Origin of the sequence: Cyanobacterium sp. IPPAS B-1200, from assembly GCF_001747005.2 — a bacterium.
Lineage (GTDB): Bacteria > Cyanobacteriota > Cyanobacteriia > Cyanobacteriales > Cyanobacteriaceae > Cyanobacterium.
In genome coordinates, this window is the sequence record NZ_CP182899.1 from 1561976 (window position 1) to 1580182 (window position 18207).

The 18207-nt window shown below is 38.1% G+C and carries 11 protein-coding genes and 2 tRNA genes; 6 read left to right on the forward strand and 7 right to left on the reverse strand.

The window, feature by feature from the left end:
• Positions 1-221: 221 nt before the first annotated feature.
• Positions 222-1349 (reverse strand): glycosyltransferase family 4 protein, encoded by a 1128-nt coding sequence (locus A5482_RS07195; protein WP_069790972.1) that lies wholly within the window; start codon positions 1347-1349, stop codon positions 222-224.
• 149 nt (positions 1350-1498) lie between these two features.
• Positions 1499-2182: a DUF4033 domain-containing protein gene (locus A5482_RS07200; protein WP_069790971.1), complete on the reverse strand. Its 684-nt coding sequence runs from the start codon at positions 2180-2182 to the stop codon at positions 1499-1501.
• A 416-nt stretch (positions 2183-2598) separates the two neighbouring features.
• Between A5482_RS07200 and A5482_RS07205 the strand changes: the two genes are divergently transcribed.
• The 3 genes from A5482_RS07205 to dnaJ all read left to right on the forward strand — a co-directional run bounded on the left by A5482_RS07205 (position 2599) and on the right by dnaJ (position 5654).
• A complete protein-coding gene (locus A5482_RS07205) occupies positions 2599-3921 on the forward strand; it encodes a TIGR03279 family radical SAM protein (RefSeq protein ID WP_069790970.1) in 1323 nt (440 codons plus the stop codon).
• A 397-nt stretch (positions 3922-4318) separates the two neighbouring features.
• Positions 4319-4402 (forward strand) — tRNA-Leu (locus tag A5482_RS07210).
• A gap of 112 nt (positions 4403-4514) precedes the next feature.
• Entirely contained in the window at positions 4515-5654 is a 1140-nt protein-coding gene (gene dnaJ / locus A5482_RS07215) for a molecular chaperone DnaJ (protein WP_069790969.1), read from the forward strand.
• 62 nt (positions 5655-5716) lie between these two features.
• Here dnaJ and A5482_RS07220 read toward each other — a convergent pair whose 3' ends face one another.
• Together A5482_RS07220 and A5482_RS07225 are read right to left on the reverse strand one after the other, a co-directional pair.
• Positions 5717-6154 carry a VOC family protein gene (locus tag A5482_RS07220; RefSeq protein WP_069790968.1) on the reverse strand — a complete coding sequence of 146 codons (438 nt, stop codon included), beginning with the start codon at positions 6152-6154 and terminating at the stop codon, positions 5717-5719.
• A 64-nt stretch (positions 6155-6218) separates the two neighbouring features.
• On the reverse strand, positions 6219-6722 hold the full coding sequence (locus A5482_RS07225; protein WP_069790967.1) for a TIGR02652 family protein: 504 nt from the start codon (positions 6720-6722) through the stop codon (positions 6219-6221).
• A 420-nt stretch (positions 6723-7142) separates the two neighbouring features.
• Here A5482_RS07225 and A5482_RS07230 point away from each other — a divergent pair.
• Both A5482_RS07230 and lpxC read left to right on the forward strand, forming a co-directional pair.
• A tRNA-Thr gene (locus A5482_RS07230) sits at positions 7143-7215 on the forward strand.
• A 111-nt stretch (positions 7216-7326) separates the two neighbouring features.
• On the forward strand, positions 7327-8130 hold the full coding sequence (gene lpxC, locus A5482_RS07235; protein WP_069790966.1) for a UDP-3-O-acyl-N-acetylglucosamine deacetylase: 804 nt from the start codon (positions 7327-7329) through the stop codon (positions 8128-8130).
• Positions 8131-8145: 15 nt separating this feature from the next.
• On the opposite strand, the gene glpK is transcribed toward lpxC, so the two are convergent.
• Positions 8146-9633, reverse strand: coding sequence for a glycerol kinase GlpK (glpK, locus tag A5482_RS07240; protein ID WP_069790965.1), 1488 nt, complete (start codon positions 9631-9633; stop codon positions 8146-8148).
• A gap of 33 nt (positions 9634-9666) precedes the next feature.
• Positions 9667-15765, reverse strand: a complete 6099-nt coding sequence (locus tag A5482_RS07245; protein WP_069790964.1) for a translocation/assembly module TamB domain-containing protein — start codon at positions 15763-15765, stop codon at positions 9667-9669.
• A 250-nt stretch (positions 15766-16015) separates the two neighbouring features.
• Between A5482_RS07245 and A5482_RS07250 the strand changes: the two genes are divergently transcribed.
• Complete coding sequence (locus A5482_RS07250) at positions 16016-17458, forward strand: class I SAM-dependent methyltransferase (protein WP_069790963.1); 1443 nt, start codon at positions 16016-16018, stop codon at positions 17456-17458.
• A gap of 34 nt (positions 17459-17492) precedes the next feature.
• On the opposite strand, the gene A5482_RS07255 is transcribed toward A5482_RS07250, so the two are convergent.
• Positions 17493-18110: a hypothetical protein gene (locus tag A5482_RS07255; RefSeq protein ID WP_069790962.1), complete on the reverse strand. Its 618-nt coding sequence runs from the start codon at positions 18108-18110 to the stop codon at positions 17493-17495.
• Positions 18111-18207 lie beyond the last annotated feature (97 nt).

Below are 18207 nucleotides of genomic sequence, written 5' to 3' on the forward strand. Positions count from 1 at the left end.
GGGGTTGATAGTAGTTATTAGTTTACTTTTAGTTTAGGATTTGGTATAATCAGGCGATCGCATAAAGAATAAGGAATTAAAAGGTTTTTATTTGCTGATCGAAATTGTGGAGTAAACCTCCGCAGAGAACAGGCAATGCTGATAATATTTTAATGTCTCAATTTCTAGCGTCATTCAATCATATTTCATAACATGACTAAGCAATGCTGGAAATTTTTGTCTTATATGAGAATTCTATTGTGTAAACTAAGATAGAGTTTTTCTAATTTGGTTACGTTATCGTGAAGGGTGTATTTTTCCAAAATTCTTGCTCTGGCTTTTTTCCCTAACAAGGAGGATAATTCTGGGTGATGAGAAAACATGGGCAATACGGTTTTTAGTTGGGTGGTGACTCCTTGGGTACTAAGAATAATTCCCGCATTGGCTAATACTTCTCCGTCGGCACCTGCATCGGTGGCGACACAGGCTAAACCACAGGCCATGGCCTCTAGGAGTGAAAGGGATAATCCTTCTACTAAGGATGGTAAGATAAATACGTCTGCTCCCCTTAGTATATCGATACGTTTAGTTTCATCGGCGATCGCCCCCAACCATATAATGCCATCATCTTGGTTATAATTACCTTTAAGATTGGGGGTAAGGTGTCCATCACCAACGATTAATAAACGACTATCATTTTTGAGAGAAGATAATTTCCAAGCCTTCAAAAGAGATTCTACATTTTTTTCTACGGCTACCCTACCTTGATACACATAAAGATGATGGTCTGGAAATTGTTGTTTAAAATAAGACTGTCCTGGTTTATATTTGTCCGTATCGACTCCATTGGGAATAATCGCCAGTTTTTGTGGAGCAACTCCTAACTTAATCAATAAATCCCGTTGTAATTGAGAAAAGACAATGGTCTTATTATAACGAGCTAAACTGGGGGCGTATAGTTGATAGGTTAGATATTGGGTACTAGATTTGATGTTGCGCCAATGGCTATCGAAGGGGGGATGAAAGGTAGCAACGAGGGGAATATTGAGTTGTTGACAAATTTCGGGTAGCTTAAAATCTAGGGGAGAAAGGGTTAGGGAGGCGTGGACTAAATCGGGTTGCAATTCCTGAAGCGATCTTAATAAAATTTGACTAGATTTAGGAGTGGGAATGGTATATATTTGAGATTTATAAATAAAAGGTAAATTAACCTCTGCATTGTAAGGATCATCAATAGAATCATCATTTTCTTGACCAAAATGGAGAAAACTAACCTTGTAGCCCCTAGACATCAAAGCATTAGTAATTTCTCTGCTGTATGTCACGTTTCCACAGAAAGGTGTTTTTTTCCCTAGCCAAGCAATGTGCATTCAATTAAATGTTAACTTTTACTATACTTTATAAACGTTAACTAACAATTATCCCCCTTATTGGTCAAATTAAGACAGCCATTCTTGATTATCAGAGAAAATGGGTAAATGAGTTGTGACCATAAAATTAATGGATAATTCCCTAGGAGTTACTTGGCTATTTTAGGGCAAGGGGAGATATTTTTACTTAAGGAGGAAGTTACGGCAGTATCACATACCTCTCTGAGACAGGGTTGACGAGACGCATCTTCTTCATGGAAAGGAGGGGGATTTTGTCCAAATACCATTTCACAACTAAAGTCTTCAAAATTGGGAGTTAAGGTGACAGGAATGCCGAAAGACTCGGTAAAAAACTTTTGAGTGGGTAACTTGCACATATTAATACACATGGCTGCACAGCCACTTTGTTCGAGATAGCGACATTTTTTGATATGTACTCCACTATTTTGTACTATTGTTTGGTTATTTTGGTCTTCAATTTCTACTTCTCGTAACTCACAAACCCCTACTAACCATGGAAATAAAATTTTGGCAAACTTGGCATTGGCTTCACATACCCATTTATTGGCAGGAACAAAAGTACGGGTAAAGTATAGCACAGGAGATGGTATCAAGGATTTTAGGACTATTTCAACTAAGTCTTGTTGCTCTTGAGGATTTCGCCCTTGAACCATTTTTTGAGATAAATCCACAAAGGCATCATAGCCTTTTAGGGTTGTTGTTGTCCCCAGTGCGATCGCCATTTTACGGCAAAAGAAGGCGATAAATAAACGATCAATAAAATTATCATGGTAAACGGTTTTAGCAGTAGTGCTTTTTTCCCCTAGGTTCATAAATGCTTTTTACTCACTAAATGTTGTGAAAACTTTTAAAGTTTCTTCTTTGAATTTAACATATATGTCAATTTCAAATTATTGACAGCAAAATAACCCTCAACAATAAAAAATTTTTGAACGGGTTTTGGATTACTGTTGTTTGTTTTTGCCTAAATGAGATACTCCCTCCCTGTGTTTGTCTCCCTGGTAAATTAAACAGTTTTTCATTTTATATATAACTAACCTTTTTTCCTACTCATTCATGCAACAAAGCCATAGATAAAACCCCTTTTTTCATGGGGATTAAGATGAGGGTGAACCAAGACAAGAATGAAACAATGTACAATAGACCATTAGGAGTTAATTAAGTTTCCCTCGGTTTTTTACTGATAAATCTTCCATTATTAACTATCAATTACCCATTATCAATTAATATGAAACCTGCCCGTATTAGTAAGATACTTGCCCAATCCATTGCCGAAGAAATAGGCTTTGAAATAGGAGACTCCATCGTTAGCATCAACGGAATACAACCCAGAGACTTAATCGATTATCAATTTCTCTGTAGCGATGAATATCTCGAACTAGAAGTTATCGATAAATACGGCAAAAATCACCTACTAGAAATCGAGAAAGACTACGACGAAAACTTAGGTTTAGAATTTGAAGATGCCCTCTTTGATGGGCTAATCCAGTGTAACAATAAATGCCCCTTTTGCTTCATCGATCAACAACCTGACGGCAAAAGAGAAAGCCTTTACCTCAAAGACGATGATTATCGCCTCAGTTTTCTTTATGGTAGTTATCTCACCCTAACAAACTTAACCACCAGAGAATGGAATCGCATCGAACAAATGCGCCTCTCTCCCCTTTATGTTTCCGTCCATGCCACCGAGCCAGATATTAGAATTAGACTACTAAAAAATCAACGGGCAGGGGAAATCAAGCAAAATTTAGCATGGTTTCAAGAAAAACGTTTACAAGTCCATGCCCAAGTGGTAGTATGCCCCAATATTAATGACGGTAAGCACCTAGAAACCACCCTCAACGATTTATTTTCCTTCCATCAAGGGGAAATTCCTGCGGTAATTAGTGCCGCGATTGTGCCAGTGGGTTTAACCAAATTTCGCCCCCAAGAAGATGAATTGATTCCCGTTAGCCGAGAAAAAGCCAAGGAAGTTATTAAACAAGTTCAAGCCTTACAGGATAAATTTAGGGAAAAATGTGGCTCTACTTTCGCATGGCTAGCCGATGAATGGTTTTTAATTGCTCAAGAAGATTTACCCTCAGAATCCCATTATGAAGATTATCCCCAAATTGGCAATGGTGTAGGCTCAATTCGACAGTTTTTAAAGGAATTTGGCACCATTGCCGATGAAAACTTACCGGCCAAAATCGCCCAACCACAGGAATATACTTGGATTGTGGGTAATGCGGTGGAAACAGCCTTTCAACCCCTCGTAGCAAGATTAAATCAAGTAGAAAATTTAAATGTTAATTTAGTGGCTTTAAATAGTGACTATTGGGGGCAAGAAATTACAGTAACAGGGTTAATTACAGGGCAAGATTTATTGGCTAAATTACCAGAAAAAAAACTAACGAAAAAGATTCTTTTGCCTTCGGTAATGTTAAAACATGATGAGGCGAAATTTTTAGATGATGTCACCATCGCAGAGTTGGAAGAAAAACTTCATGTTAAAGTAATTCCTGTCAATGGTATTAAGGAATTAATGGAAGTAGTTTCAGAACCTGTTTGAAAAGTTACTCATAAAGAGATTTAAATATTTTAAGGTTGAGGTTCTAATGGTCTGATACTGAATCCGTAGAGAAAAGTATGCTAATAAAACGAACAATGGGCTTAAGCCCATTGCCAAAGACAATAAATAAAATTACAGTTTATAAATCGGACTTAGTATGACCATAAGATGAATCATACAACCAAAAATCATCATTTCACTAGTAGTGGGCAAAAATTCATAGTCTTTACTCAATCTTCGGTAGTGACTAAGCCAAGAATAAGTTCTCTTTACGATCCATTTTTGGGAACTACACTAAAACAGGATTTGGTATGAATACCAAATTACTTTGCTCCTGAAAAAAAATAACTAAAAAGTGACCAACAACTGTAAGATATTTTATTATTAGAAATAAAAAGCGCAAGTGGCGGAATTGGTAGACGCGCTAGATTCAGATTCTAGTGTTCTTAAGGACTTCCGGGTTCAAGTCCCGGTTTGCGCATCTTTTTTACACCATAAACTAGATTAAGGTAACATAATGTTAAGGCAATCTAGTAGAATGTTAAATAATAGTGTAAAAAAGCAGACCAATCACGAAAATAGAACCAAGCAATATGTCAGGCGATTATTACCAAATCCTCGGAGTCTCCCGTGATGCAACCAAACAAGAAATAAAAAGAGCTTATCGACAACAAGCGCGGAAATATCATCCCGACGTAAACAAAGAGCCGGGGGCAGAAGATAAATTTAAAGAGATAAATAAGGCCTATGAAGTGCTTTCAGAGCCAGAAACCAAAGCCCGTTATGATCGTTTCGGAGAAGCTGGAGTAAGTGGTGCTGGTGCAGGGGCATCAGGCTTTGATCCTAATGATATGGGCGGTTTTGCCGATATATTTGAAACTTTCTTTGGCGGTGGTTTTGGTGGCGGTGGTGGTGCGACTACGGGCGCTCGTCGTCGTGGTCCTGCCAGAGGAGATGATCTCAGGTTAGATTTAAGATTAAAATTCCGTGAAGCGGTTTTTGGTGGTGAAAAAGAAATCAAAATCCCTCACCTAGAAACCTGTGAGGTGTGTGACGGCACGGGGGCGAAAAAAGGTAGTGGAGTAAAAACCTGTCCTACTTGTAATGGGGCGGGGCAGGTGCGCCGTGCTACTCGTACTCCTTTTGGTAGTTTTGCTCAGGTAACGGTATGTCCTACTTGTAACGGAGAGGGGCAAATTATTGAGGAAAAATGCGAGTCTTGCGGTGGGCAAGGTAGAAAACAACAAAACAAAAAGTTAAAAATTACTATCCCTGCAGGGGTAGATAATGGCACTCGTCTTAGGGTGACAGGGGAAGGGGATGCCGGTACCCGTGGAGGCCCTGCGGGAGACTTGTATGTTTATCTCTCGGTGGAAACTGATAGTCAATTTAAACGCGATGGTAATAATATTTACTCGGAGATTACTATTAGTTATTTACAAGCGATTTTGGGTTGCCGTCTCAAGGTTGCTACCATCGATGGGGATGAGGAAATTACCATTCCCGCTGGTTTACAGCCTGATACTGTGACCACTCTCCGTGATAAGGGGGTACCAAAGTTAGGAAATGCGGTCAGTAGAGGGGATCATTTAATAACTGTTCACGTGGAAATTCCAACAAAAATTAGTTCTGAGGAAAGAGATCTACTAGAAAAACTAGCTCAAATCAAAGGAGATCATACTTCTAAGGGAGGTTTTGAGGGTTTCTTGGAAAGTATTTTCCATAAGAAATAATTCGGTTAATCTACTCTTTTATTGCCCCCTGTCAATTCGGGGGGACTAAATTGTAATTTTTTTTATCGGCATTTACGTAATAATTCGATGGGTAATCCGTCATCGTCGGCAATGAAGGCTACTTCAAAAACTTTATCTTCTATCATTTGTTGTTGGGGGTGTAACAAAATTTTGAGGGGCTTTATTTGTTGGGGGTTGGCTTTGTTTTCTTCTACAAATGTTTCTGTGAGGTTGTTTAACCATTGGGGTAAGCTATCGGTATAGTTACCCACGTCAAAGGATAAATGATAATAACCTACATAATGTTCATCTCCGAAGGCATCGAGGGCTGGTTTTGGTTCGGGGATTTCTATTAATTCGATGCGACTGTTTAACCCTTCCATCCAACAGGCAAGGGTATATCCTGTGGTAAATCTTTCTTTTACCGAAAATCCTAATAATTGGTAAAATGCGATCGCCCTTAAAATATTAGCAGTGCGAATAGATACGTGATGTAACATAAATCAGGGAATGGGGAATAGGGAATAAGCAATGGTAAGAAAACCAAATTTCTCAATGATTTTATTATTCAAAAAGGCGAAAATAAGGATAACGGGAGGGGCTTCCCTTTTCTTTTTCAAGGCTAAAATTAATAATTTCCCAGCGCTCGGAATCATCATCATCGGGACTAAATTCTACAGGTAAACCATAAAGTTTATAAATCTTTGTGCCATCTCCTATCCAATTATTACCCTTCTCCAGATAAGAGCTAATTAAGCGATAATACCGTTGAGCAATAATTACTTTAGTAGCCCGATAACCCTCTGTATATAATCTGTCAAGGGCTTCATGAATCTCAAAACGAATACCATCAGGATGGGTATGTTGCCGATACCACTTTTCCTCCCACAATCGCCAATGGCGCCCTGATTGTAAATGTACTAATACTTTTGTTTCAGGATTGGCCTCAAAAGCGCCATGACGGGAGCATAAATAACTATCAGTTAGAGTTAAGGCTTCTATCTGTTGACGACAATGGGGGCATTGAATATGGGGGCCAAAAACAGGATATTGTAAACTTAGGTTCATCGAATAATTACTGTACTTAATTTCCTCTATCCAAAATCTAACATTTTCTTTCAAAAACAGGGCAGGTGTTAATAATTGAGAATTGAGAATTGAGAATTGATAATTAATTTTCAAATAGTGTTTTCAGGCTTTTTTCTGATTCAGAATATCAAGCTCAAGTAATTATTCCTGTTTTGGGGACAAAAGAGGGATATAGTTAATTAATTGTAAGCTACATTATTGTTCCTAGAAGTTAGCTATCTATTTTTTTATTCATTTTGTCTTGCTCATAGCTAGCGTTTTTACAGTTATGAAGTATATACATTTTTTATTACCTATTGCCTTTGAGCTAAAATTTTTGTACCACAGCAATATATTTTGGGAATCAAGTAGTGACTTATTATGGGAGTTTTGTTATAATTGTTATCGGTAAATTTGTGTGCTACCTTGGCTCAATTGGTAGAGCGAATCATTCGTAATGATTAGGTTGTGGGTTCGAGTCCCATAGGTAGCTTGGAATAATGGACAATAGACAATGTACAATGGAAAATTAACGTTGTCGGGGAATAGGCAATGGTAAAACAATAAAATTCAATGATCCATTATCAATTCTCAATTATTTTTTATGTTTAAATCTTTTCAGTTGACAGGGGTAGGACTTCATTCAGGTAAAGTTAGTACGGTGAAACTGGTTCCCGAGGAGAAGGGAAAAGGAAGATATTTTGTGCGGGTAGATTTGCCTGATAGTCCTTCTATTCCTGCAACTATCGATTCTGTGGATACTACTTTGTTATCGACGGAGTTGGCGGTGGGAGAGGCTAAGGTGCGCACGGTGGAGCATTTGCTATCAAGTTTGTGTGCCTGTGGTATTGATGATGTGCGTATGGAGATTGATGGGGCGGAAGTACCTCTGATGGACGGCTCTGGGCAGTTATGGTGCGATCGCCTTTACCAACCTAATTACAATTTTAGTGAGAGTAAATACACTATTAAAGAGCCTATTTGGATACGCCATAAAGATGCTTTTGTGGCGGCCCTACCTTCGGATAAAATGGTGTTTACCTATGGTGTTGATTTTCCTTACAAAGCTATTCAAAATCAATGGTTTACATGGTATCCTGAGCGAGAAACTTTCCCCAGTGCGATCGCCCCTGCCCGTACTTTTGGATTTGCCGAACAAATTGAACACTTACAAAGCCAAGGATTAATCAAAGGGGGTAACCTCAGTAACGCCCTTGTATGTAGCCATGATGGCTGGGTAAACCCTCCCCTACGGTTTGATAATGAGCCAGTGCGCCATAAAATCCTCGATTTAGTGGGTGACTTGAGTTTATTAGGCACTATTCCCACCGCCCATTATCTCGCCTACAAAGCCAGTCATCAACTACACACCCAACTAGCCCGACAAATTCAAGTCCATAACAGGTAATTGATTACCCAACAATTAAGCCCAACCGTGCGATCGCACCACCGCATCAGCCCAACGACTGGTTAGGGCATCTCTTTGGGATTGGGATATTTTTGGCTTAAAAGTAGTGGTAGTGGTTTCCAACTGCTGAATCTCCTGTAAATCCTTCCAGTAGCCCGTTGCTAACCCAGCAAAATAGGCGACACCCCTAGCTGTAAGCTCAACCCCCGCAGGACGCTCTACAGGTACCCCTAACAAATCTGCTTGGAATTGTAACAGGAAATCACTACGGGCTGCCCCCCCATCAACCTTCAATAGTTCGAGGGGAATATTTGATTCTGTTTCCAAACTGCGTACCACATCATACACTTGAAAAGCAATGCCCTCTAAAGTAGCCCGTGCGATGTGAGCCTTGGTAGTAGCACGGCTAATACCTACAATAGTACCTCTGGCATATTGATCCCAATAGGGAGAGCCTAACCCCGCTAAAGCCGGAACAAAAAACACATCCCCCGTATCGGGTACAGACTCCGCCAACTCGGTGATTTCTGAGGCTGACTTGATTAAACCTAAGCCATCTCTAAGCCACGTAATAGCCGATCCTGCTGCCAATATACTCCCCTCCAAGCCGTAGGTAATCTCCCCATTGAGACTCCAGCAGATGGTGGATAAGAGACTTTTTTCTGAGGGGACTAACTCTTTTCCTGTGGGAGAAATCAAAAAACATCCCGTGCCATAGGTATTTTTGGCGATACCAGGATGAAAGCCCGTATGTCCGAAAGTAGCCGCCTGTTGATCTCCTGCGATACCTGCGATCGCAATTTCTTCCCCAAAGATGCTAGGATCAGTATATGCCACAATACCGCTAGAGTCGCACAACTCTGGAAGCATATTCATGGGTACATCAAACAATTCACACAAAAGCACATCCCATTGTACCTTGTTAACATTGAGTAAAAGAGTGCGAGAAGCATTACCCACATCAGTAATATGGGTTTTTCCCCCAGTCAAATTCCAAATTAACCAACTATCAATGGTACCAAAAGCGAGTTTTCCTGCATTAGCAAGTTTTCTTGCCCCTTTGACATTGTCCAAAATCCACTCTATTTTACTACCAGAAAAGTAAGCATCGAGCAAAAGTCCAGATCTACTTTTTACCTCTTTTTGTAACTCTCTCCCCTTCAAATCATCGATGGTGGCGGAGGTGCGTCTATCTTGCCAAACAATGGCATTATAAATGGGTTTTCCTGTTTCTTTATTCCAAACTACTGTAGTCTCCCGCTGATTGGTAACCCCAATGGCTTCTATTTGTTTTTTTTCCACATTGGCTTTATTACAAACCCCTTCTACCACGGATAAAACTGATTGCCAAATTTCTTGAGGATCATGTTCTACCTCCCCTGGGTTAGGATAATATTGAGTGAATTCTTCTTGGGCTGTGGCCAAAACATGACCGTTTTTTTGAAAAAGAATTGCCCTCGTGCTTGTTGTTCCTTGATCTATGGCTAAAATGTATTTATTCATGAATGTATTTTATAGTTACTAAAAATTTTTTGGTTAAAACCTTTTTTGATAACGTACCCTAAATTCGTTAAAGATATAATCGTAGGATACAGAAATATTAGAACGATTTTCGAGAGGATAAACCCCTTCAACCAGAGGAAAAACCCTTAAATCACTCATCCCCAAAGGACTTCCCCAACTACTAACCCTTTCATTGATACCAAAAGTGACATCTCCAAGCAAGGGTACAACAATAAATTGTAATAATCCGCTCTCAATTAAATCAATTTCCCCAGCACCTTCTAATTGATTGAGTAAGCCCAAAAACTGTCCCCCAACGATTAAGTTAACTAATTCTCCTTGACCACGCCCTGGAATACTTGTTAATCTGACTAGGGGAGAATTGAGGATTTCGAGATTGGAATTTTCGGGATTAAATCTACCTGCTATGGTAGTACATCTGGCTACTGAGTCCAGTTTTTCTTGAGTCCAGCCCTCTTGTTGTTCGTCGACTATGACGGTATCATCGGAGGAGGTATCGCAAGAGTTGTTAGCGGTTTGCCCCGTGATTAGAGGGGTGAGAGATTGCAAATTTCCTGTGATGGCTAATTCTACCCTAACAGCTTCTCCCCTACCTCCTCGGACAATGGGATCTAAAATTTCGTTATTTCTGGTGGCGTTAAGCTGGCGGGAATAGTCCACGACATCCCCTTCTACTAATATATCAACTTCTGGATTTAATATACTTTGATCAGGTCGAAAAATAACTCTGTTTTCGTTGGTGCGTGAGAGGTAGAAGGTATTTTGTTCATTGATACTACTGCTTAAAATTCCAGTTCCCGATGAAGCCCCTATGTTAATGCGTCCTCTACGGAGGTTTAATTGACCTTGGGCGGTGATATTATCAGGATTTAGCCCCCTACCGTTAACTACTAAATCGCCGTCAAATAAGAATCGATAAACCCCAAATTGGGAAATATCTAAATCTTTTAAACTAACTTCAAAGTCGTTGATTTGTGGTTGAAAAACACTTTCGGCGGTGAGGCCATTTTCCCCTAGCCATTGACTGGCGATGTTGATTTCTTCGGGGGTGAGAGGTTGCCCGTTATTGTTGAGGTTAGGTATGCTGACTCTACCCCTTGCTAGTTGGAAAAATCCGCCGACAAGGGGGTTTAAAACTGTGCCATCGATGCGAATTTCGGCGTTGACTCCCCCTCGGTAGAGGTTGGTTAAATCAAGGGTTTGGTTAGGGATGGAAATGGTGAGGGGGTTTTCGTTGTCAGGTTGGGCAGTGGTGAGAGGTAAACTACCTTCCAGATTAATCTCAGTATCCTTTATTTTAGCTTGTACTTGGTTAAGGGCGATCGCACTTCCATCCACATCCACCTCCCCAGACACAATTACAGAATCCTCAATACTAGAAGACTCTAACTGGGCATTATCCAGATTAACCCTTCCCGTAAGTTGCACCTGATTCAAATCAGGATTTTCAATAAAACGATTGAGAGAAGCAATTTCCACCTCAAATTGTGCATTGGCATCTCCCCCCGTCAAAGCCAACTGCCCCTGAGTTAAAATTCCCAATACCTCCAAAGCCTCCTTGGCAAGAGAGACATTCAAAGTCGCAGGAAAAGGAGTAGCAAATAAAGGATGATAAGGCAAAGTAGAAGTTATCTGGATTTCCTCCGGTGCCGTAGAAACGAAATTAAACAAATAATTTTCATACAAAAAATCACCCCTGACTTCTTGGGCTAAAATTGCCCCATCAAAACTACTATCCCTCACCACCACATTACCCTCAATGACAGGATTTAATAAATTACCAGCCAAACTTCCCTCAATATCCATAATTCCTCCAAAATCAGAATCAGGAATAAAGGCGCTGAAAGTATCTAAAGATAAATTAGAAACCCTAAAATCTCCTTCCTGCCTACTTAAAGATAAATTACCAGCAAAAGCCACCTCACTATCATTTATCCCCAACACAAAAGGTTGTATCTCCAAATTATTATCCCGAAACTCTGCCTGTAAAGTTACTTGAGGAATTATGACTGGTTGACTTTGTTGAATAATTAAACCCAAACCATCCACAATATCAGGATAAGCAGGTTGGGGCAACCATTGCCAATTACGCCCCTCAAAATCTACATTTACAACGGGATTACTCACATTACCACCGATGAGAATTTCCCCTTGATAACCCCCCATCACATCCAAATTAGAAGGAATACCCCCTTCCTGAATTTGTCTTGCAACCTCCTTAATTTGCCTATCAATATTTGCCAACAAATTAACTTGACTACCAATGGTATCATTACCATCCCCCACCGATTGAGAAGGAATACTATCCGCTGGCGCAAAAACATCCTGAGTTTGAATCTGTTGCACAATAGAAGCTAACGTTTCCACATCACTAATCTGTAGAGTCGTGAAAATATCTCTCACATCACCATCCACATTTAACCTACCCTCAATATCCTGAGTTGCAAAATTAAAACTACCCTGCAAAGCATAGACACTATCACCAAAACGTAAAGAAGCATCCTGCAACTGCGCCACATCATCTCTTAAAACAAAATCCGCACTAATTTCATTAGCGATAATATTACCAATACCAATCTCCCTTAAACGAATATTTCCCCTACTGCTAAAATCCCTTAAATTAACCGTCGTTTGTTGCTCTACCCTACCCTGTAAATTACCCACGATACCAAAATTCGCCACAGGGCTAATCCTTAAACTAGCCAAATTAAAATTATTAACCGTAGCCGTAAACTCTTCTCCCCTCCTTTCCCCTTGCACCAAAAAACCATTCTCTCCCCCCTGAGAAATTAACACTTGATCAGGAATAAAAGCAATATAATTATCAGAAGTAACAGGGGTAATATTATTAGGAATTAACCTTGCATAGATAACATCCTCCTCACCTCGTAAATCGAGAATAATTCCCTCACTACCATTCACATTTAAGCTACCAGACAATAAAGGTTCAAATCGAATATCATTAAAAATTAAATTAGCTACCTCCACATCTCCTCCCAAGCGAAGATTATTTTCTCCGAGGGGATTCGTTAAAAGATTGTTGCCTGTCAATCTACCCACAAAATTACCAATACCAGATAAATTTGCCTCATCAGGTAATAACCTAATACCTTCCTCTTGGGGAAATTGTGCCAAAATAGCATTAGCAGGAATAGTCTCTAAATCTGCTTGGGTTTCTATATCCAAAGCCAGATTATTTATATCGATATTCGAGAATAAATTAACAACATCAAATCTTCCCCTAGCATTAAGGTTATTGTCACCCAAATTAACCAAGGCTTGGGTAACTTCCACCATGGCAGTGGGATTATTAGTTAATAACGGGGCAAGACTACCCCTCAAATTTACTTGACTATTAAGGGGAGAATTAGCCAACAATTGATTATCTAAATTTAAGTCTAATTGTTGGGTTAGATTATCAACATTAATATCTTCCGTATTTAAGTTTATTCCCCATTGATTGTTACTGATATTGGTAACGGCAACTCCTTCTCCTTGGGCAACATTAAAGTTACTATTGGCATTTACTACCAAACTGTTTAGGGGTGAGATAGTTTGATTGTCAAGATAATTAATAGCATTGGTGACAACTTCCCCAAGGGATACCCTAAGATTAATCTGACTATTAACTTGATTGACATCTAGGGGAAAATCAGCAATTAATTGTTGGGCATTGATATTTTGGGCATTGGCGTTAACTCTTACTAAGCCATTACTAATATTTGTCTGACTGTTAACAATACCTCCTCCTCCACGAAGGCGATTATCGGCATTAACTATCAAACTAGGTAAAGAAGCGATGACACTATCAATGGATGTGAAGTTAGTTTGATTATTAATTAATTCGGCAGTAAGGAGGGATAAATTTACCCGACTGGTTTCGATGGTAATGGGAGAAATCGGATTGAGATTATTTAAGTTAATTCCTGAAGCAGTGGCAAGAAAAGCGGTATTTTGAGGATTAACACTCCCTGAAAGATTAACCAATCCTCCATTGACTAATACTTCACTACTTAGATTGAGATTTAGGGTTGTAAGGTTTTGTTGCCCGAAGGTAATTAATTCTTGGATACTACTTTCTAGCTGTAAGTTACTGGTAACAATATTAGTATCTACCGAAAAATCTGTTATCAGATTATTGAGACTAATTTCTTGGGCATCAGCATTGGCAAGGATAACACCGTTTTCCAGACGGCTATCAACTTCTATGCTTCCCCTATCTACGGATAATTGTAGATTGGTAATAGCGTCAATGTTATCTAAATCAAGATTGTTAAAATTACCCCTTGCCTGAATATTCCCTTGATTAGCTGTGATGAGGGTGGCGGTGTTAATATTTTCTGGGCAGTTACCCATGGTTAAACAGTATTGACGCACAAAGGGAGTAAGGGTAATGGCATTAATGGCTAAGTCTGCATTCCAATTTCTTGTCTCTAAATCCGTTAGGGCATTAATATCTATAGTGCCATCATTGACTATTAATTGGGTGTTGTTTGCCCTCAATTGATTATTGTTGTAGGTTAATTCTCCTCTACCAGCAATGTTGCCTAATTCTTGGCTACCATCATCAGGGATATTAAAGTTAACTAAAGCCGAGGGATTACCAAGATTTCCCGTAACATTTCCTGTGGCTTGTAATCTATTAACCCTAATATCAGGAGGTAAGAGGTTATAGACGTTAATTAATTCTTGGGTAGGTAAGTCGGCATTAAGATTTATTTGTAGGGGCAAATCATTGATATTTATTTCTTCTTCATTAGCTATTTTTTCTTTCAAATTAGTATTAATTAATCCTGAAATAAAAATTTCTCCCCCTGAAATGGGGTTTATTTGTAGTCTGTTTAAACGAATTTCATCTAAATTACTATCTAATGAAACAACAGTCTGCCCCAATTCTAATTTATCAACTATGGTATTTTCAATGGCAATATTAGTGTTAATTTGGGGGTTATCAATTTCCCCTGTGACGGCTAAATCTCCTTGAAGAATACCGTTAATACCAATGGGAGAAAGAAGGGCAACGGAAGCTAGGGCATCATTAACATTAATAGGGCTAAGATTCCCTTGAATGTCATAACCTTCGTTTAAGTCGATATTACCTGTGAGATTTCCTGCTAGGTTGCCAAGACTGGCATTAATTTCTTGAAGGTTGATAATTTGCCCGTTAACGGTTATGTAGGCTTCACTGCGTAGAGGTTGGATGATGGATGTATTGTTATCATTGAGAAAAATATAATCTCCTTCTACTTCGGTGATGGCAATACTTCCCCTGCTTTGAGTTTGACGATAATTATCAAAGGAGGGAATATTAATTTCAAGGTTGGTATTTACTAATCCTTGGGTGAGGTTGAGGGGAAGGGTGGAGAGAATGGGATTAATTTGGGTTAAGTCAAAGTTTGTTATTTGAATTTGATTATTGCTTTCGGTGGTGGTGAGGATAGTTTTCCCTGTAATGTTGATATTACTATCATCGATTTGGGATTGGATGTTGTAACTGAGGGGGTTGGTGTCGTTGTCATAGAGAAGGTTAAGGTTGATTTGGTTTTCTATGTCAACGGCTTGGGTTAATTGGTTAGGGGTGATGGCAAGGATAGCGTTTTCAACGGTGAGATTGATGTCGGCGGTGATGGGTAATTCTGGTAAGTCGATACTCTCGGGGATGTCGGTTTCTTCTTCATCATCAACGGTTATGAGGGTATCTAGTTGCCCAAAGGCGGTAATTTCTTCGATGGTAATATCGAGGGGAAGATGGCTTTGGAAAAGGATATGGAGGGGGTTGAATCGGGCGTTAATATTTTTGATTTCTACGAAACTGTTATCTTCGCTGGTGGGGGGAAGAGTTACATCATCGATGGTGAGGTGAGAGAAGCCAAAACTGCTTATTTCGCCGATATTTACTTCTCTTTCTAGGGCTTTTTCTAATTCTTCTTCGATGGTGGTGGGTATGACTTCGGTAATAATATATTTTGCACCTAAATAGGCCCCCGAGGCGATCGCACCTCCACCTACTACTACAATAATAATAGTTCTTGGGGAAGTGACTACTCGTTTGACTTTATGGAAAAAAGTATTTGAATTGTCTTCGGGTTGGGGGGATTGTGGATTTGTCATTTGCCTCACTCACACCGTTAGGGTTGCTAATCATAAGTTACCTTAACTTCCGATTTTTTTCATCTTTCTTCATACTTTCTCTTTCCTTGATAATGGTTATTTTTTAAAACTTCGCCTTTTCTTGCTTATCTAACCTCAAACTTTCTTTATTCTCATGATGGAAAAATAATAGATTAATTTTTTCCTGTTATTCGTAATCCTACAGTTTTTGTATAATTAATTTGTCTTATTCATTTTTATTTAGTATTTTATGTTAGAAACCCATACCCCTAAGATTACCATTAATGAAATTAGCCAGAAAATTAAACTCAATCCTCAAAAAGTAACTTCATCAACATTTAATAATATAGAGATAAAAAGCACTGAATTAAATCAAATTCAAATCGAACCTATTAATGAACAAGAATTTCAACATCAAGTTAATGAATTTGAACATTTTACTAAACTTGCCTTAGAAAGAGGTAAAGTAAGAAATAGTTTACCTAAATCATTTAATAATTTTCCTCGTTTAATATTTAAACCTTTTGCTAGTTTATTATTAAAGTGTTTATCATATGTTTTTAAAGATCAAAGAGAAGTCAATAGTAATTTATTTCAAACCTTAGACACTCTAAAAAAACAAGATAAAAACTTATTAATATATATTAAAAGTAACTATACGAAGATATACTCTATTTTTGATAAAAATGCACATTTTCTTAATGAAATCAAGAATAAGGTTAACCAATTAATAGAAGAAGTAAGACAAGAAAAAGATAAAAATATAGTAAATATTGAAAGTAATAATCGTATATTGCAGAAACAAATTAATGAAAACTTTAAGAAAAATCAATGGGAAATAGAACAAATTAAATTATTTATTGGGCAATTAAAAACAAATAATAACGATTTAATAGAAAAAAATATTTATTTACACAAAACATTAAATCAGCAAGAAGAAATAATTAAATCTTTAGTAAAAATAATCAATAATGAAGATACAGATAAAAAATTATCTAGAATTGAAAATATTAATAAAAAAATAAATAATCACAGGTTAGATAGTTTTTATTTAGCCTTTGAAAATAAATTCAGAGGAGATAGAGAAGATATTAAAACGGTATTGAAAAAAGACTATAGTTATTTAATTGAAAATTTAAATATTAACAAAGCAGACTCTCTTTTTATCGATGTTGGTTGTGGTAGAGGAGAATGGTTAGAAATAGTTCAAGAATTGGGTTATCAAGGAATAGGAGTTGATCTAAATCAAGTAATGAGTCAAGATTGTAATGATCATGGCTTAAACGTAATTATCAGTGACTGTGTCGAATATTTACAATCTCTCGAAGATAACTCCGTAGATGTAGTGACGGGATTTCATATAGTCGAACATTTACCCCTTGAAGTTATTCTCAATCTATTTCGTCAGTGTTTACGAGTCTTGAAAACCCAAGGTATGGTTATATTTGAGACACCAAACCCTGATAATGTTTTAGTAGGTAGTCGCAACTTTTATAATGATCCTACTCACCGTAATCCTATTCCTAGTTCAACTTTAGCATTTATGTTAGAGTGTGCAGGTTTTCCGAAGGTTGAAGTGTTAAACCTACATCCCATCCCTAATCATAGTCTAACAGGGGATGAATTAGCGTTGAGGTTTAGTGAATACTTTTATGGTTGTCAAGATTATGCCGTCATCGGCTTTTTACACTAAAAATAGTGGTGGGCAATGCCCACCCTAAACCGATTTAATCAATCAAAGCGTTTAGAAGTACCTGAGAAAGAGGCATTTGTTGCATATCTTCTAGGGTGATAGTATCTACAATGTCGAATTTTGCCCCAGCTTCTTCTAACAAATCATCCAATGCCTTAAAGTATTCCGTTGCTTTTTTATCTTTGCCGATTTGAATAAAAGAAATTCCTAATTCTTCATCTTTATCTATTTTGTGGGTAGCATCAATGATCAATTTTATAATTTCTTTTGGCTCATCAGGAATACCATCAGTCATAATCAACATGGTTTCTCCATTAGCTTTGGCTTTACCTTCTGCTTTTCTTTGAAAGTAGTTATCAAGGGCATCTTGAAGTACACTTTTCAAGTCAGATTTGCCCATAGGCTCATTTACTGCATAAATTTGTTTTATTTTGTCAGCAGTAACGTTATCATAACGACGGAAGCGCCCTGAATAAAGATAAATAGTGATGCCATCATAGTCTAACTCATCACATTTTTGGGCGAGGGCAAAAGTTGATTCTTGGGCAATTTGCCAGCGAGTTTTGCCCATGCCGTCATCAGTGTTTAAGCTACTACTTTTATCAATAATTAAGGTGTAGTCCCTATTATCAACCAATTCATTTATATCCATAATATAATTCCTTAAAATCTCTTCTATAAGGAATCATAGCTAAAATTTTTAACTGAATTATGAAAAAAATATCCTAATATTGATAGTCACTCATTTT